The 1,787-nt window shown below is 43.1% G+C and carries 1 protein-coding gene; it reads left to right on the forward strand.

Features of this window, described 5'->3' with window-relative positions; genetic code table 11:
• Positions 1-133 precede the first annotated feature (133 nt).
• Positions 134-1,411, forward strand: a complete 1,278-nt coding sequence (locus CSV60_RS15670) for an IS110 family RNA-guided transposase (protein WP_099637613.1) — start codon at positions 134-136, stop codon at positions 1,409-1,411.
• Positions 1,412-1,787: the final 376 nt, after the last annotated feature.

The raw sequence follows: 1,787 nt of genomic DNA on the forward strand, positions 1-1,787 counted from the left end.
GCACGCTGATCCTCCCGGAGCATTCCTGTTTGGTTAGTGGAGCCCTATTGAAATAGAAAAGTCCCCTTGGTATGATTCGGGGGTGTCAAGGCATCGACTACTTGACCCCTAATAATAACCAAGGAGGACTCACATGAATTCTAAAGTGAATCACAAAATTAATCAAGTTACGGAACAAACTTTGGTCGTAGGTATCGATATTGCCAAGTATAAACATTATGCTACATTTGTCGATGAGCGTGGCCGTGAAATTAAAAAAGCCTTTTTAGTTCCACAATCGCTGGAAGGCTTTGAAGAACTTTATCAGGCAATTCTGGATGCCATGAAAGTCTTTCAGAAATCTGAAGTTCTGGTTGGCGTAGAGCCGACTGGTCATTATTGGCTAAACTTAGCTTACTTTTTAGAAGATAGAGGAATTCCTCTTGTAATCGTCAATCCTATGCATGTGAAACGTGTAAAAGAGCTTGATGATAATTTACAGACTAAGAATGATAAAAAGGACGCACTTACGATCGCACGTCTGATGAAAGATGGGCGTTATTCTCATCCTAAGCTGCTTCGTGATCAAGGGGCTGAGATACGTACCGGATACAGTCTTAGGGAATCGTTGATGAAAGAGCGCTCCATGTTAAAAAACAAACTTCATCGATGGATCGACAAGTATTTCCCTGAGTTATTCCATGTCTTTTCTGACTTTGGAGCCATGTTGCTTGCCGTATTAGAAGAAACACCACTTCCTGTTGATATCGTCGATATGACACCAACGGAGTTGGCTGACATTTGCGCAAAAGCAGGTAATATGAAACAGCGACGCCCGACAAAAGCAGCTGAACTCATTCAGGCAGCTCAATCATCCATCGGAATTACGATAGCTCCATGGGGAGCCAGACGAGAAGTAGCTTCCATGATGCGTCAATATCGACTCATTGAAGAAGAATTAGAAGCAATTGAAGCAGAACTGGAAGAACGCATTACACAAACAGCGGATTATGAGTTTTTAATTTCTGTTCCTGGAATCAGTCATGGAACCATCGCAGGTCTACTAGCTGAAATCGGAAGTTTCGACGACTATGAAAGTCCACGCCAACTTATTAAATTAGCGGGACTTACACTTCGAGAGAATTCTTCAGGTACTTATCAAGGACAGAAGAAAATCTCTAAGCGAGGGCGTAAGCGGCTTCGTTCACTCTTATTTAAAGCCATGCTTCCTATTCTGCGTAACAATGAGGCGTTCCTAACACTTCATCATTATTACACACAGCGACAAGTGAATCCGCTTCGGAAGAAGCAATCGATGGTGGTTTTATGTGGCAAACTGTTAAAAGTACTTCATGCACTGTGTACAAAAAAACGACGATTTGATAGTCACCAAATGCTAACTGACCTTCACTGTCTTCAACTAGCGTCCTAACGTTCATATTCTAGAACTTACCATTCATGACACGGAGAAGCTGGCACCAGCGGCGTATATTGGGCCTTGAGCCCCTCCCGGAGCATCTCGCCGGCCTCCATCTTGTGATAGACCGAACGAAGGAATGTCAGCGCTTGACGCTAAGAAACATGGGAGGGTCAGTCATCACAAAGTAACGGAGATCCACAAGTGCATGCCATAACTAATTAACAGTTTCTGTAACTGTCGGCGAAGCGTTTCCCCGTACTTCCAGAATACGTAAAGTCATGTATTTTAAGGAATGCATACTGCGGATACATGCAGAAAAATATTTTTTGGTCATACTTAGAACGCGATAAACCTTGTCACTATCGTATTTCCAAGAGGGAGTCGCCCC

The organism is Sporosarcina sp. P7 (assembly GCF_002743425.1).
Taxonomy (GTDB): domain Bacteria; phylum Bacillota; class Bacilli; order Bacillales_A; family Planococcaceae; genus Sporosarcina.